21 protein-coding genes are annotated in these 23,211 nt (G+C 71.6%); 6 read left to right on the plus strand and 15 right to left on the minus strand.

The window, feature by feature from the left end:
- Positions 1-77: 77 nt before the first annotated feature.
- The 12 genes from AB0Q90_RS05570 to AB0Q90_RS05625 form a co-directional block, all read right to left on the minus strand.
- Positions 78-1,187 carry an MBL fold metallo-hydrolase gene (locus AB0Q90_RS05570; protein ID WP_363159699.1) on the minus strand — a complete coding sequence of 370 codons (1,110 nt, stop codon included), beginning with the start codon at positions 1,185-1,187 and terminating at the stop codon, positions 78-80.
- A gap of 161 nt (positions 1,188-1,348) precedes the next feature.
- Positions 1,349-2,635, minus strand: a complete 1,287-nt coding sequence (locus tag AB0Q90_RS05575) for a helix-turn-helix domain-containing protein (protein WP_363159698.1) — start codon at positions 2,633-2,635, stop codon at positions 1,349-1,351.
- Between the two features lie 43 nt (positions 2,636-2,678).
- On the minus strand, positions 2,679-3,578 hold the full coding sequence (locus AB0Q90_RS05580) for an ABC transporter permease (protein ID WP_363159697.1): 900 nt from the start codon (positions 3,576-3,578) through the stop codon (positions 2,679-2,681).
- Complete coding sequence (locus AB0Q90_RS05585) at positions 3,565-4,353, minus strand: ABC transporter ATP-binding protein (protein ID WP_363159696.1); 789 nt, start codon at positions 4,351-4,353, stop codon at positions 3,565-3,567. The genes AB0Q90_RS05580 and AB0Q90_RS05585 overlap by 14 nt, the downstream gene beginning before the upstream one ends.
- 19 nt (positions 4,354-4,372) lie before the next feature.
- Positions 4,373-5,515 carry an ABC transporter substrate-binding protein gene (locus AB0Q90_RS05590; RefSeq protein WP_363159695.1) on the minus strand — a complete coding sequence of 381 codons (1,143 nt, stop codon included), beginning with the start codon at positions 5,513-5,515 and terminating at the stop codon, positions 4,373-4,375.
- The gene (locus tag AB0Q90_RS05595) at positions 5,502-6,755 is read right to left on the minus strand and encodes a GTP-binding protein (protein WP_363159781.1); all 1,254 of its coding nucleotides are present in this window, start codon (positions 6,753-6,755) and stop codon (positions 5,502-5,504) included. The genes AB0Q90_RS05590 and AB0Q90_RS05595 overlap by 14 nt, the downstream gene beginning before the upstream one ends.
- Before the next feature lie 133 nt (positions 6,756-6,888).
- Complete coding sequence (gene cysD / locus AB0Q90_RS05600; RefSeq protein ID WP_363159694.1) at positions 6,889-7,797, minus strand: sulfate adenylyltransferase subunit CysD; 909 nt, start codon at positions 7,795-7,797, stop codon at positions 6,889-6,891.
- Complete coding sequence (gene cysC, locus AB0Q90_RS05605) at positions 7,794-8,330, minus strand: adenylyl-sulfate kinase (RefSeq protein ID WP_363159780.1); 537 nt, start codon at positions 8,328-8,330, stop codon at positions 7,794-7,796. The genes cysD and cysC overlap by 4 nt, the downstream gene beginning before the upstream one ends.
- Before the next feature lie 8 nt (positions 8,331-8,338).
- Positions 8,339-9,451, minus strand: coding sequence for a sulfotransferase (locus AB0Q90_RS05610; RefSeq protein WP_363159693.1), 1,113 nt, complete (start codon positions 9,449-9,451; stop codon positions 8,339-8,341).
- 107 nt (positions 9,452-9,558) lie between these two features.
- Entirely contained in the window at positions 9,559-10,650 is a 1,092-nt protein-coding gene (locus tag AB0Q90_RS05615; protein ID WP_363159691.1) for a 3-oxoacyl-[acyl-carrier-protein] synthase III C-terminal domain-containing protein, read from the minus strand.
- 377 nt (positions 10,651-11,027) lie between these two features.
- On the minus strand, positions 11,028-13,247 hold the full coding sequence (locus tag AB0Q90_RS05620; RefSeq protein ID WP_363159690.1) for an MMPL family transporter: 2,220 nt from the start codon (positions 13,245-13,247) through the stop codon (positions 11,028-11,030).
- Positions 13,248-13,334: 87 nt separating this feature from the next.
- Complete coding sequence (locus AB0Q90_RS05625; RefSeq protein ID WP_363159689.1) at positions 13,335-14,060, minus strand: DUF2993 domain-containing protein; 726 nt, start codon at positions 14,058-14,060, stop codon at positions 13,335-13,337.
- 74 nt (positions 14,061-14,134) lie between these two features.
- Here AB0Q90_RS05625 and AB0Q90_RS05630 point away from each other — a divergent pair, with 74 nt between their 5' ends.
- From AB0Q90_RS05630 to AB0Q90_RS05640, 3 genes are all read left to right on the plus strand, one after another.
- On the plus strand, positions 14,135-14,755 hold the full coding sequence (locus AB0Q90_RS05630) for a TetR family transcriptional regulator (RefSeq protein ID WP_363159688.1): 621 nt from the start codon (positions 14,135-14,137) through the stop codon (positions 14,753-14,755).
- A 133-nt stretch (positions 14,756-14,888) separates the two neighbouring features.
- Positions 14,889-15,662, plus strand: a complete 774-nt coding sequence (locus AB0Q90_RS05635) for an IclR family transcriptional regulator (protein WP_363159687.1) — start codon at positions 14,889-14,891, stop codon at positions 15,660-15,662.
- Positions 15,659-16,504, plus strand: coding sequence for an SMP-30/gluconolactonase/LRE family protein (locus tag AB0Q90_RS05640; RefSeq protein WP_363159686.1), 846 nt, complete (start codon positions 15,659-15,661; stop codon positions 16,502-16,504). Before AB0Q90_RS05635 ends, AB0Q90_RS05640 begins: the two co-directional genes overlap by 4 nt.
- Here AB0Q90_RS05640 and AB0Q90_RS05645 read toward each other — a convergent pair whose 3' ends face one another.
- From AB0Q90_RS05645 to AB0Q90_RS05655, 3 genes are read right to left on the minus strand one after another with little or no spacing between them, the layout of a single operon-like run.
- Positions 16,505-17,911 carry a pyridine nucleotide-disulfide oxidoreductase gene (locus AB0Q90_RS05645; RefSeq protein ID WP_363159685.1) on the minus strand — a complete coding sequence of 469 codons (1,407 nt, stop codon included), beginning with the start codon at positions 17,909-17,911 and terminating at the stop codon, positions 16,505-16,507.
- Positions 17,908-19,167 carry an MAB_1171c family putative transporter gene (locus AB0Q90_RS05650; RefSeq protein ID WP_363159684.1) on the minus strand — a complete coding sequence of 420 codons (1,260 nt, stop codon included), beginning with the start codon at positions 19,165-19,167 and terminating at the stop codon, positions 17,908-17,910. Before AB0Q90_RS05650 ends, AB0Q90_RS05645 begins: the two co-directional genes overlap by 4 nt.
- On the minus strand, positions 19,167-19,769 hold the full coding sequence (locus tag AB0Q90_RS05655) for a toxin-antitoxin system, toxin component family protein (RefSeq protein ID WP_363159683.1): 603 nt from the start codon (positions 19,767-19,769) through the stop codon (positions 19,167-19,169). Before AB0Q90_RS05655 ends, AB0Q90_RS05650 begins: the two co-directional genes overlap by 1 nt.
- 303 nt (positions 19,770-20,072) lie before the next feature.
- On the opposite strand from AB0Q90_RS05655, the gene AB0Q90_RS05660 reads away from it, so the two are divergent.
- Genes AB0Q90_RS05660 through AB0Q90_RS05670 form a run of 3 tightly spaced genes read left to right on the plus strand, consistent with a single transcriptional unit; the run spans position 20,073 to position 23,211 of the window.
- Positions 20,073-21,422 (plus strand): extracellular solute-binding protein, encoded by a 1,350-nt coding sequence (locus tag AB0Q90_RS05660; RefSeq protein WP_363159682.1) that lies wholly within the window; start codon positions 20,073-20,075, stop codon positions 21,420-21,422.
- Positions 21,419-22,357, plus strand: a complete 939-nt coding sequence (locus AB0Q90_RS05665) for a sugar ABC transporter permease (RefSeq protein WP_363159681.1) — start codon at positions 21,419-21,421, stop codon at positions 22,355-22,357. The genes AB0Q90_RS05660 and AB0Q90_RS05665 overlap by 4 nt, the downstream gene beginning before the upstream one ends.
- Positions 22,354-23,211: a carbohydrate ABC transporter permease gene (locus AB0Q90_RS05670; protein ID WP_363159680.1), complete on the plus strand. Its 858-nt coding sequence runs from the start codon at positions 22,354-22,356 to the stop codon at positions 23,209-23,211. The genes AB0Q90_RS05665 and AB0Q90_RS05670 overlap by 4 nt, the downstream gene beginning before the upstream one ends.

Raw genomic sequence — 23,211 nt, forward strand, 5'->3', positions numbered from 1 at the left:
CCAGTATCCGCCGCCCCCACCCCCGACGTACCGCAAACCACCGAGTTTCAGCACGAGGTACGCACGGCCCTCGATCTCTACCCGCGCCGCGCCCCCACCGGCAGCCGGGCCAGGTCGTTGCCCACGATCACGCGGCCCGAGTAGCCCTTGCTCGCCTTGGTGTGCCAGGTCGAGTCGGGGACGACGTTCGTGGCGCCGGGGACCAGATGGCTCAGCACCAGCGTGCCCACGCCGGCGCGTTCGGCGAGCGGGCCCACCCGGGTGGCGTCCGTGTGGCTGATCTCCATGTGCCGCAGCTGCGCCGGCTTCAGCCCGCCGAGGGCCAGCGTGTCCAGGTCCATCACCTCGTGCACCAGGATGTCCGCGCCCTTGGCCAGCCGGGCCACGTTCGCGCACGGCGCGGTGTCGCCGCTGAACACGACCGAGCCGTCGGCGGTGTCGAAGCGGAAGGCGAAGGAGGGGAAGACCGGCGGGTGTTCGACGAGCACCGCGGTCACCCGGACCCGGTCGTCCCGCATCACCTCGAACGGCTCCATCGGCGGCGCCATCAGCTTGCGCGGGCCGGCTCCCTTGGGCATCGGGAAGCGCACGTCGTGCGGGCGGATCATGGTGCGGATGTCGGGCCAGCCTTCGCTGCGCATCCGTACGTTGATGTCGTACGCGGTGGCGGCGATGTGCCCGGCGATCAGGTCCTCCGTGCCGGGTGCGGGTTCCGACGGGCTGACGGTCCGGACCGATCGGCCCTTCGGCCAGATCGCGGGGAGGTTTCCGGCGGAACCCGGGCCGTAGACGTGCACGGGGTTGTCCAGCGGCTGGAAGCCGCCGAATCGCAGCCACAACAGGGCGTACAGGTCCGACAGATGGTCGGAGTGGAGGTGGGTGATGAAGATCGCCGCGAGCTGGCCGGCCGTCAGCCAGGCCTGCGCGTACCGGCCGAACGTGCCGGGGCCGCAGTCCACGAGGTAGACCTGGCCGTCGACGACCAGCGCGGACGCGATTCCGGCGCGGCCGTGCATGGGGACGGGGCCGCCGCTGGTGCCGAGCAGGATCAGCTCGGTGCCGCTACTGGACAGGGGCGCGGCCTGCGCGGGGGTGGGGAGCAGGGGGAGGGTGACGGCAGTGGCTGCCGTGGTGCGCAGCAGGGTGCGGCGGGTGGGGGAGGCCGGAGCTGCGGGAGAAGAGGGCATGGCTGATCCCGGAGTGGAGAAGGGGTACGGCTGCGGGTGCGCGGTGGGGGCGCGCGGTCAGGTGCTGTTGGTCTTCCGTTGCAGTGAACGTCGACCGCGCCTTCCGGGCTTTGGGCCGACAGCCCAAACTCCGGCCGTTGTTTGGGATGCCGGACCCATACCTACCCCGGCCCGAGCAACCGGGCGATCTCCAGCGCCATCCGCAGCTCCAGCGCGTCCTGCTCCAACGGCCGGCCGAGAAGCTCCATGGCCCGCCGCACCCGGTACGTCACCGTGTTGCGCGCCACGAACAGCCGTTCGGCCGCGCCCTGTGGACTGCGCCCCTCGGCGAGATACACCCGCAGCGTCTCCCGCAGCTCCCGCACCCGCGGATCATCGGCCCCCAGCGCTCCCAGCACCCGAGCCGTGAACCACCGCGCATGCTCCGCGTCGGCCGTGAGCAGCGCCGCCGTGCTGACGTCGGCGTAGTCGCACAGCCAGCCCGTACGGCCGAGGCGGGCCACCCGCTCGGCCTCCCGGGCGCCGCGGTGGCTGCGCCGGAAGCCCTCCGCGCCGTATCCCACCGGTCCCAGCGCCACCCGCAGCGGTCTGCGCTCGGGGACCAGTCCGGGCAGCCCGGCCAGTGCGCCGCGGGGCGGCTCGGCCGGCCAGCAGGCCCACGCCCACAGCTCGGTGGCGCCCGCCGCCACGGCCAGCAGGCTCTCCCCGCCGGCCGCACGGCACAACTCGGCGGCCAGTTGCCGCAGTTCGTCGGCGGAGGTGTCCTGGGAACGGGAGGTGACGATGAACGCCGCGTGGTGCCGGGCCAGTTCGTAGCCGAGGGTGCGCGCGGCGACCGCCCCGCCGATCAGCCGTCCGGCCAGCAGGTCGTCCACCGTGCGGCGGCGGGCGGCCTCGGTGCTGCGCCGCCACCGGTCCCGTTCGGCGACGTACTCCTCGGCCAGCCGGCTGGCCTGGACGTCGGCGTAGACGAAGAGCAACTCGCTGACCCGGTGGGCTTCCTGGGCGCGGATGTCCTCCGGTTCCTTGTCGAGGGCCTCCATCAGCCGTGCGTGCAGATAGGCGTGGCCGAGCCGGACGCCGCGCAGCACCCGGTCCAACGGGAGGTTGCGGCGGGCCAGTTCGGCGTTGCCGGCCAGCGCCTCCGGTGCGACCAGCGCGGCGGACGGCTCCGGTTCGGTGGCAAGGCCCCGCAGGGCCGTCAGAACGGTGGCCTCCACCGCCCGCTGGAACGGCGGGTAGGCGCCGGGGGCGCCGTGCTCGGGCACCTGTCGCACGATGTGCGCCGCCATGTCCCGGGCCACCTCGACGGCCCAGCCGACCGGGCCCGGGCCCAGCGGGCGTTCGGCCACGGCCAGCGTCTCCGGCGGGCACGCCGGTTCCGGCGGCACCGCGGACGGCGCCAGCCGCAGCAGCCACGAGGGCCCCGGACCCGAGGGCAGGCTCACCGGGTCAGTACAGCAGACGGCACGCGGACCGGCGCCCCTCTCGTCACGAACGCGCCCCCGCCAGTCCCCGGGACCGCAGCACCCGCCGCTCCAGCGGCGCGAACAGCATCAGGTCGACGGCGATACCGACGACCAGGATCTCCCCGATGGTGGCGAGGACCAGCGCCATGTCCTGGTAGGTGCGCGCGTTCTCCAGCAGCTGTCCCAGGCCGAGGCCCAACTCCGGGGAGCTGGCGATGAGTTCGGCCGCCATCAGGGACCGCCAGGAGAACGCCCAGCCCTGTTTGAGGCCGGCCAGGTAGCCGGGCAGCGCGGCGGGCAGCAGGACGTGCCGGACCCGGGCGGGCCCGGTCGCCCCCAGCACCCGTCCGGCCCGCAGATACAGCGGCGGCACCTGGTCGACGCCCGCCAGCAGCCCGTTCGCGATGGACGGTACGGCGCCCAGCAGGACCACCGCGTAGATGGTGGCGTCGGTGAGCCCGAACCACACGACCGCCGCCGGTACCCAGGCCACCGACGGCAGAGACTGGAGCCCCGACAGCACCGGCCCGATGCCGACCCGCAGCGAGCGCACCGCGCCGAGCAGCAGCCCCAGCGCCGTTCCGATGACGACGGCCGCGGCGAACCCGAGGGCGCCGCGCTGCATGCTCGTCCACACCGTGGAGAACAGCGTGCCCTCGTACCACTGGTCCGACAGCGCCCGCCACACGTCGGCCGGTGACGGCAGCAGGTAGTCCGGTTTGATCTCGGCCTCGTACGCGAGCTGCCAGGCGAGCAGGACGAGAACGGCGGCGGCCACCGGCGGCAGCACCCGCTCGCGCAGGATCTGCCGCACGGGGGTGCGGGCGGGGCCGGCCGGTGCGCTGTCCAGCGCGTCGAGACCGGCCTCGACGGCCGCGGTCTCCTGGAGCTTTCGGGGGGCGGTCGTATCACTGGCGCCCATGGCGGCGGATCTCCTCCCGCAGTGCGTCGGTGATCCGGGCCGTCAGCGCCGACTCCGGGAGCTCGGAGTCGGTCCACTCGCGGGCGACCCGGCCGGGGCGGGAGGACAGCAGCACGATCCGCTTGCCGAGCCGGACCGCTTCGCGGACGTTGTGGGTGACGAACACGACGGAGAGCTTGTTCTCCGACCAGATGCGGGTGAGTTCCTCGTGGAGCACGTCCCGGGTGATGGCGTCGAGCGCGGCGAACGGCTCGTCCATCAGCAGTACGTCGCCCTCCTGCGCGAGGGCGCGGGCCAGGGCGACGCGCTGGCGCATACCGCCGGACAACTCGTGCACCCGCTTGCCGTAGGCGTCCTTCAGCCGGACCAGGTCGAGGAGCCGGCGGGCCTCGTCGGGGCGCTCGCGCCGGGGCACTCCGCGCAGGCGCAGGGCGAGTTCGACGTTGCGGCCCGCGGTGAGCCAGGGGAACAGGGCGTGGTCCTGGAACATCAGGGCCGGCCGACGGCCGCCGGTGACCTCGATGGCGCCCGCGGACGGCCGGTCAAGTCCTGCCACCAGGTTGAGCAGGGTGGACTTGCCGCAGCCCGAGGCGCCGAGCACACAGACGAACTCCCCGTGGCCGACGGTCAGACTGATGTCGTCCAGGACCGTCTGGCGCCGTCCCGCGGTGTCGAACCACTTGGAGACATGGCTGAGCCGTACGGCCGCCTGCCCCGTCTCGGCCAGGGCGACCGGGCGGGCCGACGATACGGCCCGCAGCACCGTTTCTGACATGGGATCAAATCCTTCGGGTTCAGGTGGTCGGAGTGGCGACACCGAGTTCGGCGTCGTCCACGGCCGGTTCGCCCTGCTGGGCGAGGACCCGGTTGAGGGGGCGCAGATCGAAGATTCCGTCCAGGGCCTCGGGGTTCCCGCCGAGCAGCCCGAGCCGGTCGGCCCGGTCCGCCTCCTCGGCGAGCGTCTCGGCGAGCGGGTCGTCGGTGAGGCGCACATGCCGCCAGGCCGCGTCGAGGACGTCGCGCTCCAGCGGTCTGCCGGTCACCGTCTCGATGGCGTCGTTGACGGCCGCCTTCCCCTCGGCGGGGTGGCTCTTCAGCCAGGCGTTGGTGCGTACCGAGCCGCGCAGTACGGCCTCCACGACATCGGGATGCTCGGCCAGGAACGTCGGGGACACCACCACCAGGGCGGTGACGAACGCGCCGTCGTCCCACAGGTCCGACTCGTCCAGGAGCACCCGGCCGCCGGCGGCGACGAGCTGCGCGGCCACCGGCTCCGGCACCCACGCTCCGTCGATCGTGCCCCGCCGGAAGCTGGTCGGGATCTCCTTGGACGACTGCCTTACCACCGTGACGTCACCGCGCCCGGTGCGCGGGTCCACCTCCCAGCCCTGTTCGCGGATCCAGTGCAGCAGCGCCACGTCCTGGGTGTTGCCCGCCTCCGGTGTCGCGATCCGGAGCCCCCGGATGTCGGTGCCGCGCACCTTCGTGTCGGCGTCGACGACCAGCGAGACCCCTCCTGAGGCGGCGCCCGAGACGATCCGCAGACCGCGGCCCTCGGACCGCAGGAAGCCGTTGACGGCCGGCGAGGGTCCCATCCACGCGATGTCCACGGCGCCCGCGTTGAGCGCCTCCAGCGCCGACGGGCCGCCGTTGAACACCTGTGTGCGCAGCCGGGTGCCGCCCAGCTCACGGGTGAACATGCCCTTCTGCACACCGGCCAGCGGCGTGGCGTGGGTGACGTTGGCGAAGTAGCCGACGGAGACCTCCTCCGCCGACAGCGGCGGTCCGGTGCCCACGGCCGGCGCGGCCGCCACCCCCGGCGCCCGGGACCCGTAGCCGCAGCCCGCCGCCAGGAACAGCAGCAGGAGCAGCGCGAGGGCCGCGCGGAGCGGACGCCGGGAGGGGCGGAACACCGGGCTGCGCTCAGGCAGCCGCATCGGGGAGTCCCGGAGCGGTCGCGCCGACCATGCCCGCGGTCAGCGTGGCGCCGTCGGCGGGGTCGATCAGCACGAAGGAGCCGGTGCGCCGGCTGTCCTCGTACTGGTCGAACGCCAGCCGTTCGGCGGTGCGCAGGGCGACCTGGCCGATCTCGTTCAGGTCGAGCTGCCCCGATCCGGGGATCCGGCGGACCACCGCGCGCACGGTGCGCGTGGTGTGCTTCAGCAGCACCTGGTCACCGGGCCTGAGCGGCCGCTCGTGCAGATGGCACACGGCCGCCTCGACATCCCGGGACACCGCGGGCAGCGCCGCCGCCGGGACGATCAGATCGCCCCGCGAGACGTCCAGGTCGTCGGCGAGCCGCAGCGCGCAGGACTGCGCCGAGCGGACCAGCTCGGCCGGGGCGCCCAGCACGTCGATGCCGGTGACGGTGGTGGTGCGCCCGGACGGCAGCACGGTGACCCGGTCGCCGACCCGCAGCACACCGGCGGCGACCTGGCCGGCGTAGCGGCGGACGTCGCCGGAGCGGATGACGTACTGGACCGGGAACCGGGCGGGTCCGTCGGTCACCTCGTCCGTGACGGGCACGGTCTCCAGGTGGGCGAGCACGGTCGGGCCGTCGTACCAGTCCATACGGGTGGACGGTTCGACGACGTTGTCACCGGCGAGCGCGGAGATCGGGATCGCGGTGACCTCGGGAATGCCGAGTTCGGTGGCGAGCCGGGTGAACTCCTTGGCGATGTCGGCGAACACGGACTGTTCGTAGTCGACGAGGTCCATCTTGTTGACGGCGAGGACCACGTGCGGCACCCGCAGCAGCGCCGACACGGCGGCGTGCCGCCGGGTCTGCTCCACCACGCCCTTGCGGGCGTCGACGAGGATCACGGTCAGCGTGGCCGTGGAGGCGCCGGTGACCATGTTGCGGGTGTACTGCACATGTCCCGGGGTGTCGGCCAGGATGAACCGGCGCCGGGGCGTGGCGAAGTAGCGGTAGGCGACGTCGATGGTGATGCCCTGCTCGCGCTCCGCGCGCAGCCCGTCGGTGAGCAGGGCCAGGTCGGGGCCCTCGCCGGAGGACGCGCGGGCGACGGCCTCCAACTGGTCGGCGAGGACGGACTTCGAGTCGTGCAGCAGCCGTCCCACGAGGGTGGACTTGCCGTCGTCCACCGAGCCGGCGGTGGCCCAGCGGAGCAGGTCAGCCTCGGCCGCGGTCGCCTCGGAGGGCTGGGCGGTGGCCATGGGGTTCACGCGTCCTTTCTGCGCGCCCGGCCCGGCGGTCAGCCGGGACCTGGCTTCCTGGAAGATGTCGCGGACCATCAGGGCGGCGGTGATATGCGGGGGATGGCCCGGAGCGGTCACATCCGCGGTCATGTCAGAAGTACCCCTCGCGTTTGCGGTCCTCCATCGCGGCCTCCGACAGCCGGTCGTCGGCCCGGGTGGCGCCGCGTTCGGTGAGCCGGGACGCGGTGATCTCGACGATCACCTCGTCGACGCCGGACGCCTCGGACAGCACGGCGCCGGTGCAGGACATGTCGCCGACGGTGCGGTAGCGCACCCGGCGCTTCTCCACCGGCTCGCCGTCCTTCGGGCCGCCCCAGTCGCCGGGCGCCAGCCACATGCCGGACCGCAGGAACACCTCCCGCTCGTGCGCGAAGTAGATGGACGGCAGCTCGATGCCCTCGCGGGCGATGTACTGCCACACGTCCAGCTCGGTCCAGTTGGACAGCGGGAAGATGCGCACATGCTCGCCGGGCAGATGGCGGCCGTTGTACAGCTGCCACAGCTCGGGCCGCTGGCGGCGCGGGTCCCAGGTGCCGAACTCGTCCCGCAGCGAGAAGACCCGCTCCTTGGCCCGGGCCTTCTCCTCGTCGCGCCGCCCGCCGCCGAACACCGCGTCGAACCCGCCGCCGCTGATCGCCTCCAGCAGAGGCAGCGTCTGGAGCGGATTGCGGGTGCCGTCGGGACGTTCGCGCAGCACACCCCGGTCGATGTAGTCCTGTACGGACGCCACATGGAGGGTGAGCCCATGTGCGGCGACCACCTGGTCCCGGTAGGCGAGCACTTCCGGGAAGTTGTGCCCGGTGTCCACATGCAGCAGCGCGAACGGCAGCGGCGCCGGCGCGAACGCCTTCAGCGCCAGATGCAGCATCACGACGGAGTCCTTGCCGCCGGAGAACAGCAGCACCGGCTTCTCGAACTCGCCGGCCACCTCCCGGAAGATGTACGCCGCCTCCGCCTCCAGGACGTCGGTGTGCCCGAGCCGGGCGGCAACCGTCGTCACAGCAGCCCCCGCTCGGCCATCAGCGCGTGCACGGCGGTCACCGACTCGTCCACGGACTGGAGCTGGGTCTCCACCTTCGCGTCCGGCGACTGCGGCGGCTCGTAGGGGTCGTCGATCCCGGTGAGCCCGGACAGCCGCCCGGCGCGGGCCTGCGCGTACAGGCCCTTCACATCGCGCACGGCACACACCTGGAGCGGGGTGGCGACATGCACCTCCAGATACGGGGTGCCGCTCGCCTCGTGCCGCTTGCGGACCGCCTCCCGGCTGTCGGCGTACGGCGCGATGACCGGGACCAGCGCCAGGATGCCGTTGCGTGCCAGCACCTCGGCGACCAGGCCGATGCGCTGCACGTTGGTGTCCCGGTCCTCGCGGGTGAAGCCGAGGCCGGCGCTGAGGAAGGTGCGTATCTCGTCGCCGTCCAGTACTTCGACCCGATGCCCTTCCCTGGTGAGGCGGCTGGCCAGGGCCTGGGCCAGCGTCGTCTTGCCGGAGCTGGGCAGCCCGGTCAGCCACACCGTGGCGCCCTTGGTCAGCGGGGTCTTCATGCGCTGCTCCTTGCCGTCGCGGGGGCCATGGGGACGACACCGTGCGCGGCGAGTACGGAGAACCCGGCGGCGCACGCCTGGTCCAGCTCCTCGCGCTCGGCGTCGGGCAGATCGCGCCAGGAGGACGAGGGCGCGCCCACCTTGGCCGCGCACCGGCGCTCCCAGTCGGTGTCCACGAAGTCCGCGCCGAGGAACTCGCCGATGCGGTGCAGGGACTCCTCGGGCGCGGCGAGCAGGTCCTCGTACCAGACGTGCAGCACGTTCTCCTGCGGCAGCGCGGACATCGCCTCCATGCCGCGCTGCATCTCGTCGGCCCAGTACGTGCCGAACAGCGAGACCGGGAGCCGGTAGTCGCGCACGGCGTCGGCGTCGAAACGTTCCGGCAGGAACGGCAGCAACTCCTCCGGTACGAAGCCCAGATCGCGTTCGACGTCCCGCTCGGACGTCTCGGCGTACGGGTCGTGGCCGAGGGTGAGGTGCAGTGCCATCACCACCGCCGCCATCCGGAAGCCGGTGTGGCGGCTCATCGACAGCGCGGTGTCCCGGCCGTCGCGCACGATGTGCAGATAGCGGGCGTCGGGGAAGTGCTCGCGGAACTGCCCGGCGAGGATCAGCGAGCCGCCGCTGCGCTCGGCCCACAGGGTTTTGCCGAAGCGCGTGCACAGCCAGGCGAACAGGCGCCGGTAGTGCTCGCCGGCCCGGGCGTCCGGGAACTCGGCGACGGCCGCTTCGAGTTCGTCGTACAGCTCGTCGGGGGTGTCGGTGAGGTGGGGGAGCGTGGTCAGCAGGACCGCCGGGATGCCGGTGTCGGCCTGGAAACGGGTGGTCGGCGAGGGGCGGTAGAGGACCTCCCTCGGGGCCAGACCGTTTGCGGTCAGCAGCCGGTTGACGGTGTTGCGGGAGGACAGGACGTCCCAGAACTCCGCGGCCGTGAGCGGGCCTTCGGGAAAGACCCGGGCGGTGATCCGGTACATGTCCGTGAGGTGGTTGAAGAGCTCGGACAGGCTCAGGGCCTGCGGGTGTTCGCGCAGCAGCTCGGAGACCAGGGTCGAGCCGCAGCGTCCGGTGCCGGTGACGAAGACCTGGCCCGGTGAGGTCGGGGTGGGCATGGCGCAGCTGTTCCTTCCGTTCGTCCTTGGGTCGGTGTCCGTGGGTCGTGCCAGAAGGTGCTCGGGGCGGGCCGACGGAAGTGTGGTCCGTCGGAGCCCCGGCCGGTTCAGGACCGGCGCAGCAGGGCCGCGTACAGGGTGAGGCCCGGACCGAAGGCCATGGCGACCACCGGGCCGTCGGTGCGGGGCAGACGCTCAAGGACCATCAGGACGGTGGGCGAGGAACAGTTGCCGCACTCGTCGAGGACGCCGTAGGAGGCGTCGAGTGCGTCGGAGGGCAGGTCGAGCCGCTCGCCGACGACTTCGAGGATGCGCTTGCCGCCGGGGTGCACGGCCCAGCCGGTGACCTCTTCGGGCGTGAGCCCGTGCGGGGCGAGCAGCTGGTCGCGGACCACCTCGCCGACGTGCTGCGCGAGCATGTCGGGGACCTTGGGGGACAGGCCCATCTTGAAGCCGAGGTCGGTGATCTGCCAGCTCATCAGGTCGGCGGTGCTGTGGTCGGTGGCCGCGACGACGTCGATGACCTCGTAGCCGGACCCGGCGCCGGCGTCGGGCTCCACGACGACGGCCGCGGCGGCGTCGGCGAACAGCGCGTGCGCCACGATCTGCTCGATGTCCCGGGTGGGCGGCTGGACGTGCAGCGAGGTCAGCTCCAGGCAGAGCAGCACTGCCGGCCGGCCGCGCGAGGCGACGAAGTCGGAGACCGCGCCGAGCGAGGGGACGGCGGCGTAGCAGCCCATGTGGCCGATGAACAGCCGCTGGACCCTGCTGCTCATGCCCAGCTCGTCCGCGAGCCTTAAGTCGAGGCCCGGCGTGGTGTAGCCGGTACAGGACGCGACGGCCAGCAGGCCCACGTCCGACGGGGCCAGGCCCGCGGCCTCCAGGGCGTTGGAGACGGTGCGCTTGCCGAGGGGCACGGCCTCCTCGATGTAGCGCGCCATGCGCTGTCCGGTGCTCCAGTTGGACACTTCCCTCTCGGCGCGCGGGTCCACGGCCGTGGAGCGGGAGCTGATTCCGGAATTCTCGAATATCCGGCGAGCCAGCGGGAAACCGTCGTAGTGCTCCAGGAAGAATTCCTTCCAGAGGTCGTCCTGGCTGGTCCGGGTTTCCGGGAAGGAATGGGCGGCGCCGGTGATGACAGGGCGCGCTGCGGCGCGCAGCCCATGGCGGGCAGGGGCGATTTTCTCTTCGAGATGCATGCGTGTTCCCTTGGCTTTCGGGCGGCAGAAAATGGCCGCATGGGCCTACGGCGGGAGAGGGAATCGTGCGTGCCGATGGACTCCGACCGGGCATCTTTGCGCAGGTCGGAGCGTCCAGTTGGAGATACGCCGGAACGGCGTACGGAAGATGTAAAGAAGAGTGGTCTGTCTCTCCCCCGTTCGATCCGGATTCGATCCGGTGACCTCAGTCAAACACAGGGCTACTAGTGGAATCAAATATTCCAGTGTAAATTTCCTCGCCGGTAACAATTAGCGGCGCAAAAACGTCGGTCTACCTCCCGGTAAACCCGGGAGGCAGGCCGACGTCGTGTATTTCGTTGGGTGGTTCAGATGTCTTGAACGGTACCCCGGTGAATTCAGCCAGAGCTGGCGTTGATTTCGGTCAGTGGCCGTTCCGGTTCGGCCGGGGCCGGCTCTTTGAGTCGTGCGCCCTCGATGTCCAGGTCGGGCAGCAGCCGGTCGAGACCGCGTGGCAGCCACCAGGCACCGCGTCCCACCATCGCCAGGACCGCGGGCACGAGGGTCATCCTGACGACGAAGGCGTCCACCAGCACGCCGAACGCCAGGGAGAACGCGATGGGTTTGACGATGGCGTCCTCCGTCGTCACGAAGCTGGCGAAGACGAAGAACATGATGAGCGCCGCCGCCGTCACCACCCGCGAGGCATGCGCGGCCCCGTCGACCACCGCGTCCTTGGCCCGGCCGGTGCGCACCCACTCCTCGCGCATGCCGGACACCAGGAACACCTCGTAGTCCATCGCCAGGCCGAAGAGCACCGCCATCAGCACGATCGGCAGGAAGCTGACGACGGGTCCGGTCCTGGCCACGTCCAGTGCGTCGGCCAGCCAGCCCCACTGGAACACGGCCACGACCGCGCCGAAGGAGGCCCCGACCGACAGCAGGAAGCCGACGGTCGCCTTGACCGGCACGACCAGGGAACGGAAGACCAGCAGCAGAAGGACGAGACAGAGCCCGACGACCACCGCCGCGAACGGCAGCAGGGACGCGCTCAGCCGGTCGGAGACGTCGATCCCGATCGCCGTGGTGCCGGTGACGGAGACGGCGGCGCCGGTCTCCCGCTCGATGGCGGACGCGTCGTCGCGGATGGCGTCCACCAGGTCCTGCGTGGCCTCGTCCTGCGGGCCGCCCTCGGGCACGACCTGGATCACCGCCCGCCCGGACTCGGGCGCGTACTGCGGCTGGCCGATCTTCACCACGCCCGGCAGCTTCTGCAACCGGCCGGCGACCGTGGCCACCTGCCGCTGCCCGGCCTCCCCGGGGGTGTCCGCCTCGGCGAGCACGAGCAGCGGCCCGTTGAAGCCGGGCCCGAAGGTCTTCTCGACGGTGTCGTACGTCTCGCGCTGCGACGTCCCGTGCGCCGCCGTGCCGTTGTCGGGCAGCGCGAGCCGCAGATCGGCGGCGGGCAGCGCGAGGGTCACCAGGGCGGCGACGGCGCCGATGACGACGAGCAGCGGGCGCCGGGTGACGAGCCGGGCCCAGCGCCGCCCCATGACCTTCCCGGTGTTCTCCTCCTCGGCGGTCACGGCCGCCCGCCGCGCCGCCCGTGATCCCGGACGTGGCGCGAGCCGTGCCCCCGCGAGGCCGAACAGCGCCGGCAGCAGGGTCACCGCCACCAGCACGGAGATGAGCACGGTTGCCGCCGCGCTCAGACCCATGACCGTCAGGAACGGGATGCGCACCACGACCAGACCCACCAGCGCGATGACGACCGTGGTCCCGGCGAAGACCACCGCGCTGCCCGCCGTGCCGACTGCGCGGCCGGCCGACTCGCGTGGGTCCATCCCCTGGGCGAGCTGGGTCCGGTGGCGGGACAGCACGAACAGCGCGTAGTCGATGCCGACGGCGAGCCCGAGCATGAGCGCGAGACTCAGCGCGGTCGACGACACCGTCACCCCCGAGGACACCGCCAGCAGCCCGGCGAGCCCGGTGCCGATGCCGACGAAGGCGGTCAGCAGCGGCATCCCGGCGGCGAGCAGCGAGCCGAAGGTGATGGCGAGCACCGCCAGCGCGACGACGACACCGAGCAGTTCGAGGACGCTGGGGGTGAGCACGCCGTTTCCGTAGGCCTGACCGCCCACGGAGACATCGAGGCCCGCCTTCTCGGCAGCTTCGGTGGTCTTCTCCAGGGAGTCGAGCGTGCCGTCGTCCAGGTCGGAGCGACTGACGTCGTAGTTGACCTGGGCGAGGGCGGTGCGCCCGTCTGGGGTGACGGTTCCGGCCTTGTCGGGCGGGATCACCGCGGCGACCTGTGGGGCGTCCTGCGCGGCGGCCAGCGTCCGCTGGATGCCCTGCATGGCCTCAGGATCGGTGACCTTGCCCTCGGGTGCGGTGAACACGATCTGGGCGCTGGTGCCCGCGGCGGCCGGGAAGTCCTCGGCCATCGTGTCCTGCGCCTGCTGGGATTCGGAGCCGGGAATCGTGAACTCGTTGTCGAGCTTGCCGCCCACGACGAGCAGCGCGCAGACGGCGCCGGTCAGCACGGCCAGCCAGGCCGCGAGGACCAGCCGCCGACGGCGGTAGGCGCCGAGACCGATCCGATAGAGCCATGTCGCCACGGAGATGCTCCTCGTGCAGTAGTGGCATGTGCGGTGGGGGGAGGCGTCGTAGGAGAGGGAGGCGTCATAAGAAGGGGGCGGGGCGGGTCAGGCCTTCACGGTCGTACTGCCTCCCGCCAGTTCCAGGCGCAGCCCGTCGGCGGTGACGTCGAGCTGCTCCGGTTCCAGGTCGAGGGGCAGCCCGGACAGGTCGAGCTCCTGCGGGGCGTCCCCGAGCAGCTGGCCGGCGAGGGCGTCGGGGACGACACGCTGGCCGACGCTCACGGTGGTGCGTTCAAACCGGATTCCCTGCTTCTCAAGGACCGGCCGGAAACCGACGGAGATCCGTCCGGCAGGACCGGCGTGCACGATCAGTTCGCCGGATTCCTGGTCGGTGGTCACCCCCGCGACGGCGATTCCGCCCTCGGTCATCGTGGCGACGGCGCTCGCCAGGGCGGCGTCCGTCAGCTCGGCGCTGACCTGGGTGTCGGCCACCGACAGCCCGTCGCCGGTGCGGACCACATCGGCGAGTTCGGCGTGCAGGTCCACCCCGGAGAACCGGCGGAACGTCGCGCCCTCGCCGGAGACCTCCACCTTGGGGAAGGACCCGCGGGCCAGTTGCAGCATCACCGGCGTCGGTCCGAAGCCCACGTCAATGCCGGTCTGCAGGCGCTCCTCCATGTGATCCGCGAGCCGGTCGGCCGCCCGGTGACGGGCCACCGCCTCGGCCGCGCCCCCGGTGAGCAGCACCGCGCCGACCAGGCCCAGGGCGATCAGACGGGCTCTGCGGGACACCCGCCCGCGGAGCACACGCCCCCTCCGAAAAAGTGTCATGACTGACAGCATAGCGAATCTGTCATGACTGACAGATTCTGTACCGTCGGTTTTCCGCCTGAGATACTCCGCTCATGGCAACCCTCGACACCCCCTCCGCGGAGCCGCGCGGGCGTCGCGAAGCGCACAAGGCGGCGACGCGCAAGGCACTCCAGGAGGCCGCCCACCGCATGTTCGAGGAGCGTGGCTACGCGCAGACCACCGTGAGGGACATCGCGGCGGCCGCCGGAGTCACCGAGCGGACCTTCTTCCGCTACTTCCCCTCCAAAGAGGACCTGGTCCTCGACGAGGTCCTCGACCTCATCCCGGTCATGCGGGCCCATGTCGTCGCCCGCCCCGCGGGCGAGGACCCGTACACCGCCGTCCTGGGCGCCCTTCTCGACCTCATCGCCGAAGGCGCCCCCGGCCTGATGTTCAGCGGGCCGCCGCAGCGCTTTCCCGGCCAGCCGGTGCGCCAGTTCCTGCCGGTGCTGAGCCAGTTCGAGGACGGTCTGGCCGGCGCCCTGCTGGAGCGGCTCGCCGAGCACGACCCCGATCGGGCCACGCCGCTGCGCGCGGCCGTGCTGGCCCGGGCCGCCGTCGGCGCGATGCGCTCCGCACTGTTCGCGTACGCCGGCCTGCCGGAGGAGGAACGCACCCCGGCCGTGGCGCTCGACCTGCTGAGCACCGCGTTCGACCACCTCCGGGAGGCGTGAGCGCGCGGCGCCCGGAGATCGGATCACTGCAGGCCCATTGCCCGGGCAAACTCACCTTGAGTAACCTGTGTTCGCCATTCCGATCGGCTGTTGAAATTTCGAACACAGCCTGACTTTAGGGAGGGGGCCGGACGTGGGACGCCTTGTACCTGCCGTGACCCGGGCTCTCGACATCCTTGAGCTCTTCCTCGACGGGGACGGCACGCTCTCCGCCCCCGACATCGTGCGCAAGCTCCAGCTCCCGCGCACCACCGTGCACGAGCTGGTCACCACGCTCGCCGCCCGGTCGTACATCACCCCGGTGCCGGGGCAGCCGGGCCGCTACCGGCTCGGCGTGCGCCCGTACCAGCTCGGGAGCCGGTACGCCGAGCAGCTCGACCTCGCCGCCGAGGGCCAGCAGGTGGCCCGGTCGGTCGCCGAGACCTGCGACGAGACGGTGCACGTGGCGATCCTGGAGGGCACCGACGTCATCTACATCGCCAAGGTCGACTCCACGCACGCGGTGCGCATGGTGTCGGCGGCCGGCCGTCGCCTGCCCGCCCACTGCACCTCCGTCGGCAAGATGCTGCTGGCGTCGCTGCCCGAGCCGGAGCTCACCTCGCGCATCCCGGACGATGCCGAGCTGGTCGCGATGACCCCGAACAGCATCACCGAACCGGGCGCGCTGCGCGAGGCCCTTGCCGAAATCCGTGAGCGGGGGATCGCGGTGGAGAGCCGTGAGTCCAACCCGGACGTCTCCTGCGTGGCCGCGCCGGTGCGCGACCGCACCGGGCGGGTCGTCGCCGCGCTGTCCATCTCCGTGCCGATGATCCGCTGGAGCGAGGACCGCAGGACGGAGCTGGAGCAGCTCGCCGCCAAGGGCGCCGCCGAGCTGTCGGAGCGGCTCGGACACCGGAGCGTGGCATGACCGCGTACGAGGTGGCGGTACGGGCCGAGGCGACCCTCGGCGAGGGGCCGACCTGGGACCCGGCGAGCGGCCTGCTGATCTGGATCGACATCCTGGGCGCGCGGATCCACACCTACGACCCGTCCTCGGGCCGCCGGACCGTCCGCACGACGGACCAGCACGTGGGTGCGGTGAAGCCCCGTTCCGGCGGCGGTCTTGTGCTCAACCTCCGCGACGGAGTCGCCGTCCTCGACCCGGACGGCTCCTTCCGCTGGCTCCACCATGAGCCCGTCCCCGGCCGCCGTGCCAACGACGCCGCCGTCGCCCCCGACGGCTCGCTGTGGGCCGGCACCATGCGTTACGACGAGGCGGCGGGCGGCGGCACGCTGTCCCGGATCACCGGTGACGGCACCGTCCAGCAGGTCCTGGGCGACGTCGCCGTCAGCAACGGCACCGGCTGGAGCCCCGACGGCCGACTCATGTACTACGTCGACTCGCCCACGCGCCGCGTCGACGTCTTCGACCACGAGGACGGGCAGGTCACCAACCGCCGCCCGTTCGCCGGGATCGAGGACGGCGCGGGATTCCCCGACGGCCTCACCGTCGACGCGGACGGCTGCGTCTGGGTCGCCCTGTGGGACGGCGCGGCGGTACGCCGCTACACACCCGCGGGCGAGTTGGACCGGGTGATCACCCTGCCCACCCCGCGGGTGACGGCGTGCGCGTTCGGCGGCGCGGACCTGACCGACCTGTACATCACCACGGCGCGGGTGGGCCTGGAGGCCCCGCACCCGGTGGCGGGCTCGCTGCTGGTGGTGCCGGGGGTGGGGAAGGGGCTGGCGCAGCCGGCCTTCGCCGGGTGACTACTGCAACCCCGCCCGCTTCAGCTCCTCCACGGTGAACGGCGGCCCGCCAGGCACCGGCCTGAGCGGGCCGACGGCAGCCGCCAGCAGCACGCTAGGCGTCAGCAGCACTTCCGCCCGCCGCTCCAGTGACGTCACATCCGTCACCCGCCGGGCGATCCGCCCGTTGCCGGTGGCCGTGTACATCAGCCGGCCGACGTACGCGGCCACCAGCCGCTCCCTGAACGTGGGCCCGCTCTCCGTCGCGCCCGGGTAGAAGACGTCCTGGCCGATGGCCAGATCCCAGGCCGCGCGGACCGGGCGGGCCACCGCCTTCTGGGCCCGGCGCGCCAGCCCCGGCGCCGCCGCCCCGTGCCGCCGCACCACGTCCCGCAGCAGCAGGGCGCTCTGGGCGGCGACCGACAGGCCGTGCCCGTAGACCGGGTTGAACGCGGCGAGCGCGTCGCCGAGGACGACGAAGTTCTCCGGCCACCTCGCCATCCGCTCGTAGAAATAACGCCGGTTGACGGTGGAGCGGGTGAACGCCACGTCGGACAGCGGCTCGGCGCGCGCGAGCAGCTCGCCGATCACCGGGTGCCGCAGCTCCTCACGGGCGAACCGGACGAACTCCTCGGCGCCGCCGGTGGGTTCGCCGCCGCGGGTGCCGGACAGGGTGACGATCCACCGGCCGTCCTCGATGGGCAGCAGGAAGCCCGCCCGGCCCGGCCCCCCGTCCCGCGGGTCGGGCTGCACATTGACCACCGGGAAGCCGTCCCGCGCCTGCTCGGGGGCGAGGTAGAGCCGGCTGGCGTAGGCCAGCCCGGAGTCGACCTCGCGCCGCTCCGGCGCGGGCAGTCCGAGCGCCGCCAGCCATCCGGGGGCGCCGGAACCGCGGCCGGTGGCGTCGACGACCAGGTCGGCCTCCAGGGTGCGTTCGGCGCCGTCGTGCATCCGGATCCGTACGCCCGTCACGGCCGCGTCCGTACCGGCCAGGCCGCATGCCTCCGCCCGGCCGACCAGTTCGATCCGCTCGTCGGCGAGGACTTGCGTACGGATCGTCGCGTCCAGCAGGTCCCGGCTCGCCAGGATCACATGGTGCGACTCGGGCCAGCGCCGGAACCAGCCCTGCGCCGACAGGGCGACCACGTCCGTGGTGACCGGCAGCCGGCGCGCCCCCGCCCCGCGCAGCACCTCGGCGATCCCGGGCAGCAGTTCCTCCATGGCCCGGACCCCGCCCGACCACAGCATGTGCGCGTGCCGCGCCTGCGGCAGTCCCTTGCGCGGTCCGGGCCCGTCGGGCAGGGTGTCGCGCTCGACGACGACGACCCGGTCGACGCACCCGGCCAGTGCACGGGCCGCGAGCATGCCGGTGTGGGAGCCCCCCAGCACGACAGCGGTTCTGCCGCCGGGGGTATGACGTTCACTCATGCAGGGGCACTCTCTGCCAGGGCGGTCGCTCGGGCGCGTACCGCCGCCATGTCGTCGGGGTGGCGGAGAGCACGGGACACGGCCTGGATCTCCTGCAGCAGATAGGCGGTGTCGGGGCCGGACGGGGAGGCCGTGCTGTCCGTCTCCGGGGACCGCCTGCGCGTCTCGACGGCGTCCAGGATCGTCACGGCGGCGGCCAGCGCCTCGGCCCGGGCGGGCGCGAAGCCGAGGGCGAGGGCCGCGTCGTGGGAGCGGCCGCGCAGGCCCTCGTCGAGGTGCCGGGCCACCTGGAGGAGCGCGTCGCGGATGAACGTCTCCCGGCGGATCAGCCGCAGTTCGCCCGGACCGCGCAGGGTGAAGGGTTCGCGGGTGCCCGTGACCGACTGCATCAGCCGGGACAGACGCCGCAGGTGCAGATGGCGCAGCCGGATCCGCCAGTGCTCCTGAAGGTACTGGCCCGCGTGCGGAATGATGAAGCCGATGGCCACCAGGGAGGCGGAGACGCAGGCGGCGGCCGGTGCCACGACGGTGCTCAGCCAGTCCAGGTCGTGGCCCGTCCAGCGGGCGACGACTGCGGTGAGCTTGGTCGCGTCGAAGAGCAGGTTCGTCGCGTAGCCGATGCCCAGGAAGCGCAGCCCCCAGCGCAGCCAGGCGTCGAGGCCGTCGGTGCGGATCCAGTTCCAGACCAGCCGTGCCGTGATGGCGCAGGCCACGGTGTGCGCGAGCAGGTAGAGCAGGATCTCCTCGCGCATGAACGGGGTGTTGGCGTAGTACGTGTCCAGGTCCCGCAGCCGTTCCACGGGGGCGTCCGCGAGGGCGAAGAGCACCCACAGGGCGACGACCACGGCCGCGTAGACGGAGACCACCCAGCGGGTGGCGCGGCGGGTCAGGGCCGAGCCCTCGGAGATGCCGTTGCGCCAGGCGATGATCAGCAGCAGCCAGGACGCGCAGAGCGCGGTGAGCAGGGAGTACACCCAGGGCGCCGAGATGTTGGGCACGCCGGTGACGCGGTTGGTCCAGGCGATGGTGTTCGGGGCCGCGAAGACGAACACGGCGCAGGCGAACAGCAGCAGGCCGCCGACCGCGCGCAGCAGCGGGTCCCGCCACATCCTGATGATGCTGGGCAGCTTGATCGCCAGGGCGGCGGTCAGGACGGCGGTCGGGATCCAGAAGGAGCTGTTGAAGTCGCCGAGGATGCGGGTCGCGTCCAGCACGAGCGTGGCCGAGTCGGCGGCCGCACCGGTGAGGGCGATCATCACGGCGCCGCACCTCCGTGTCGTCGGTGGTAGCCCATGGACCGCTGGACGGGATCGAGGGACGCCTCGGTGCCCCGCCCGGACAGCAGGGGCCGGAAGGCGGCCGCCAGCCGGTGCCCGAAGTCGTCCGCCTCGGCCTCGTCCCGCTCCCGGGAGCCGTGCCGGGCGGCGACGGCCAGGGCGGCGTCCGTCCAGTCGGGTTCGCCGGCCAGGGCGCGGGCGGCGGCCCCGCCCACCCCGTGCCGGTGCCCGGCGTGCAGATGCCACAACTCGTGGCCCAGGATGACCAGTTGCTGTACGGCCTCGGCGCGTTCCTCGACGATGACGAGGTCGAAGTCCTGGAACTCCACCCACAGGCCGGTGACTTCGAGTTCGTCGGGGAACCGCTCGAAGCGCAGCTCGACGGGTCGCCCGCCGCGCCGCCTGCTCATCTCCTCGCACAGTGCCGAGCACAGTTCACGGACGTCGGCCGGGGGGCGGGGTCTGGCCCGCAGGGCGGTGGCGAGGTCGGCCGCGAGGCCGCGCATGGTGGGGCCGCCGCGTGAGCGCCGCAGCGCCGCCGCAACCCGGGACGCCCTCCTCCGCGCGCCCGCGATGTCCATCGTTCCCCCTCGTCTCGCCGCCGTCCCGGAGTCGCCCGGCGGGCCGTTCGAGACTACGCGGCCACAACTGTCCGCGTCATGCGATCCGACGACCGTAGTTCAACCGGGAACGACCGGTTGACCGGCCGGGTGCGATCGGCCGCGGCTTGAAAGTGCCTTCGAAATGTTGCGTAACCCATTGACGTGCAGGCACATGAACTTTACGGTCCCGTTCGAAGTTACGGGCGCCATACGAAATTTCGAACGGACTTTTAGCAGTAGACGCCAACGAACCACTCAAATCTTCAACAGTAAGGGCAGGGCATGGGACGACCTGGCCTGAGTCGCAGGCAACTTCTCGCCGGAATGGGCGGGTTGACCGTCGCCGGAAGCTTCGGCTTCGCGGCGCTCGGGACCGGGGCCGACGCACTCGCCTCCGGCGCGGACACCCGTGTGCGCTACTGGAACCTCTTCAGCGGCGGCGACGGCTCCAACATGATCGCGATGCTGGACTCCTTCCGTAAGGACAATCCCGGCATCGACGTGAAGGACTCCACCCTCCAGTGGGGCAACCCCTTCTACACCAAGCTCGCCATGGCGGCCGCCGGCAACCGCGCACCGGACCTCTCCGTCATGCACCTGGGCCGGGTCGCGGGCTTCTCGCCGGGCCGGCTCCTCGACACGTGGGACATGGACCTCCTCGCCAAGTACGGCGTACGCAAGGAGGACTACAACCCCGCGCTGTGGGACCGCGGCGTCATCGACGGCAAGCTCTACGCCCTGCCGCTCGACATCCATGTCCAGCTCTGCTTCTACCGCAAGGACGTACTGAAGAAGGCCGATCTCCTCGGCGACGACGGCCGGATGATCCCGGTCGCCTCCACCACCGAGTGGTTCGACGTCCTGAAGAAGGCCAAGCAGGTCCAGCAGAAGGGCCTGCAGACCATCGGCCTGTGGGCCAACGACCAGAACTTCCAGTGGTGGTTCTTCGTCGCCTTCTACACCCAGCTCGGCGGCACCTGGTTCAACGACGCCAACACCGAGGTCACCTTCGACGCCGACAAGGCCACCCAGGTCCTGGAGTTCCTCCGCCGGCACGTCACCGACGGCTATGTCATCCCCGGCGCTCCCACCGGCGAGCAGTTCATCAACGGCGCCCCCTTCACCTGGGAGGGCAACTGGTCGGTGCCCGTCTTCTCCGGCGCGAAGCTGGACTACGGCGCCACCCCGCTGCCGCCCGTCTTCGGCAAGCAGGCCACCCACGCCGAGTCGCACGCGTTCGTCCTGCCGCACCAGTCCGGCCGCGGCGGCGCCACCAACGAAGCCGCCCACCAACTCGCCGCCTACGTCGTCCAGCACGCCCAGCAGTGGGCGGCCGGCGGCCACATCCCCGCCTACACACCGACCCTGTCCACGGCCGCGTACCAGGAACTCACCCCGCAGAACGAGTACGTGAGCGCCATGGACCACCAGGCCACCGAGCCGAAGGTGTGGTTCGCCGGCTCCACCGGTGTGCTCGCCCAGGACCTCGGCCCGGTCGTCGTCTCCTCGACGATGGGCTCCGCCAAGCCGGACGCCGTCGCCCGGCGGATGAAGGACCGGCTCACCACGCTCCTCGCCTCGAAGAACCCGATGGACGGCACAACTGCCGCGCAGGGAGGTGCGGTCGCATGACGACCAGTGCTCAGACCGTCGTCGCACCGGCCCGGGCGAGGACCGCCACGGCCGCCGCGACCGTCCGCCGCAGGCAGGGCTTCCAGCACGGCGGCTGGTTCGTCGCCCCGTTCCTCGCCCTCTTCGTGCTCTTCGTGATCTGGCCGCTGCTGCGCGGCGTCTACCTCAGCTTCACCGACGCCAACATCTCCGGCGAGGGCGCGAGTTTCGTCGGCTTCGACAACTACCGCGAAGCCCTGAACGACTCGGCGATGTGGGACGCGCTCGGCCACAGCGCGTACTTCACGCTCCTCGTCGTCCCCTGCATCACGGTCCTCGCCTTCCTGCTCGCGATGCTCGCCCACAACATCGAGCACGCCAAGTGGCTGTGGCGGCTGTGCTTCTTCGCGCCGTTCCTGCTGCCGTCGACCGTCGCGGCCAACATGTGGCAGTGGCTGTTCACCCAGGGCATCGGCCTGTTCAACCACACCCTCGGCATCGAGACGCCCTGGCTGACCGACAAGTCGTACGCGATGCTCGCCATCGTCATCACCACCCTGTGGTGGACCGTCGGCTTCAGCTTCCTGCTCTACCTCGCCGCCCTCCAGGGCATCCCCGCCCACCTGTACGAGGCCGCCAAGCTCGACGGCGCGGGCGCCTGGAACCGTATGGTGCACATCACCCTGCCCATGCTGCGCAACATCACCGGCCTGGTGATCGCCCTCCAGATCCTCGCCTCGCTCCAACTCTTCGACCAGGCCGTCGTGATGATGGACTTCGGCCCCGGACCGGAGCTCTCCACCCGCTCCTTCGTCCAGTACACCCTCGAACAGGGCTTCACCAGCTACCGCGTGGGCTACGCCTCCGCGATGTCCATCATCTTCTTCGTGATCATCGCAGTCGTCGCCCTGTCGCGGATGTGGCTGCTGCGCACCCGTGAGGAGGGCACCCGATGAGCAGCACCCAGGTACGGCTCAAGCCCCGCAGCTCCTGGACCCCCGGCCAGATCGTCCTGACGCTGATCGGCGTCGCCGTCTCCGCCGTCTTCCTGGCACCGATCGCCGCCGCCCTGCTCACCTCGTTCAAGTCCGAGGCCGAGGCGGCCGAGATCCCGCCGCACTGGCTGCCCGCCGAATGGACCGGCCAGGCCTGGAAGGCCCTGTTCGAGACCGGCAACATCACCAACTGGTTCGTGAACTCCCTGGTCGTCTCGGTGTGCGTCACGTCGATCGTGCTGGTCGTCAGCGCCCTCGCCGGATACGGCTTCGCGCGCACCGAGTTCCGCGGCAAGAACGTCCTGCTGGGCGTCGTCATGGCCGGCCTCATGGTCTCCCCGGCGATCCTCGGCGTCCCCCTGTTCACCACGGTCCAGCAGATGGGGATGGTCGACACCTACTGGGGCATGATCCTTCCCCAGTGCGCGCCCGCCGCGATGGTCTTCATCCTCTACAAGTTCTTCCAGGGCATCCCGCGCGAGCTGGAGGAGGCGGCCTTCATCGACGGCGCGGGCCGCTGGCGGGTCTTCTTCACCATCGTCGTCCCGCTCGCCCGCCCCTCCCTGGCGGCGGTCGGCATCTTCACCTTCATCGCCTCCTGGAACAACTTCCTGTGGCCCTACATGGTGACCAACAACCCCGACCTGATGACCATGCCGAACGGCATCGCGACCGTCATGAACTCCTACGGCATCCAGTGGGCCCAGCTGATGGCCGGCGGCCTGATGGCCGGCCTGCCCCTGATCGTCGTCTTCGTCTTCTTCCAGCGGCAGATCGTGGCGGGCGTGGCCCACACGGGATTGGCGGGACAGTAA

The sequence above is a fragment of the Streptomyces sp. NPDC079141 genome (assembly GCF_040686775.1).
Taxonomy (GTDB): domain Bacteria; phylum Actinomycetota; class Actinomycetes; order Streptomycetales; family Streptomycetaceae; genus Streptomyces.

Coding starts and splice junctions, on each gene's coding strand:
- AB0Q90_RS05655 (WP_363159683.1), bottom strand. CDS start 19,769: ATGGACATCGCGGGCGCGCGGAGGAGGGCGTCCCGGGTTGCGGCGGCG.
- AB0Q90_RS05660 (WP_363159682.1), top strand. CDS start 20,073: ATGGGACGACCTGGCCTGAGTCGCAGGCAACTTCTCGCCGGAATGGGC.
- AB0Q90_RS05570 (WP_363159699.1), bottom strand. CDS start 1,187: ATGCCCTCTTCTCCCGCAGCTCCGGCCTCCCCCACCCGCCGCACCCTG.
- AB0Q90_RS05670 (WP_363159680.1), top strand. CDS start 22,354: ATGAGCAGCACCCAGGTACGGCTCAAGCCCCGCAGCTCCTGGACCCCC.
- AB0Q90_RS05610 (WP_363159693.1), bottom strand. CDS start 9,451: ATGCCCACCCCGACCTCACCGGGCCAGGTCTTCGTCACCGGCACCGGA.
- AB0Q90_RS05615 (WP_363159691.1), bottom strand. CDS start 10,650: ATGCATCTCGAAGAGAAAATCGCCCCTGCCCGCCATGGGCTGCGCGCC.
- AB0Q90_RS05625 (WP_363159689.1), bottom strand. CDS start 14,060: ATGACACTTTTTCGGAGGGGGCGTGTGCTCCGCGGGCGGGTGTCCCGC.
- AB0Q90_RS05590 (WP_363159695.1), bottom strand. CDS start 5,515: ATGCGGCTGCCTGAGCGCAGCCCGGTGTTCCGCCCCTCCCGGCGTCCG.
- AB0Q90_RS05640 (WP_363159686.1), top strand. CDS start 15,659: ATGACCGCGTACGAGGTGGCGGTACGGGCCGAGGCGACCCTCGGCGAG.
- AB0Q90_RS05645 (WP_363159685.1), bottom strand. CDS start 17,911: ATGAGTGAACGTCATACCCCCGGCGGCAGAACCGCTGTCGTGCTGGGG.
- AB0Q90_RS05650 (WP_363159684.1), bottom strand. CDS start 19,167: ATGATCGCCCTCACCGGTGCGGCCGCCGACTCGGCCACGCTCGTGCTG.
- AB0Q90_RS05580 (WP_363159697.1), bottom strand. CDS start 3,578: ATGGGCGCCAGTGATACGACCGCCCCCCGAAAGCTCCAGGAGACCGCG.
- AB0Q90_RS05665 (WP_363159681.1), top strand. CDS start 21,419: ATGACGACCAGTGCTCAGACCGTCGTCGCACCGGCCCGGGCGAGGACC.
- AB0Q90_RS05630 (WP_363159688.1), top strand. CDS start 14,135: ATGGCAACCCTCGACACCCCCTCCGCGGAGCCGCGCGGGCGTCGCGAA.
- AB0Q90_RS05585 (WP_363159696.1), bottom strand. CDS start 4,353: ATGTCAGAAACGGTGCTGCGGGCCGTATCGTCGGCCCGCCCGGTCGCC.
- AB0Q90_RS05595 (WP_363159781.1), bottom strand. CDS start 6,755: ATGGCCACCGCCCAGCCCTCCGAGGCGACCGCGGCCGAGGCTGACCTG.